Origin of the sequence: Sedimentibacter sp. B4, assembly GCF_000309315.1 — a bacterium.
Taxonomy (GTDB): Bacteria; Bacillota; Clostridia; order Tissierellales; family Sedimentibacteraceae; genus Sedimentibacter; species Sedimentibacter saalensis.
Genome location: NZ_CANG01000759.1, coordinates 1 through 241, shown reverse-complemented (window position 1 = coordinate 241; position 241 = coordinate 1). Strand labels below are relative to the sequence as shown.

The following is a 241-nucleotide window of genomic DNA, read 5'->3' as shown; positions in this document are numbered from 1 at the left end:
GATCGTGAACGCGGTGTAGCGCCGACCGCCGGTCTCCGAGCCCGACCATTCGGGCGAGGTGATGATCGACTGGGGTGAGGCCTGGGTCTGGGCGAACGTGATCACCCGATCCTCCTGGCCCTCGGACAGGTCGGCCAGCTTGCGCCCGGTCCTCGACTCCAGTTCGTGGAACCCCTGGGTGGCGACGGCACCGTTGGTCGTCCCGGAGCAGGTGAGTATCGCCTCAGCGAACCGGGCATCG

General features: G+C 68.0%; 1 protein-coding gene. It reads right to left on the bottom strand.

The features are described 5' to 3' along the window. Window positions 1–241 (bottom strand): hypothetical protein (locus BN358_RS26925; protein WP_198018482.1); only part of this gene is annotated, 241 nt, incomplete at both ends.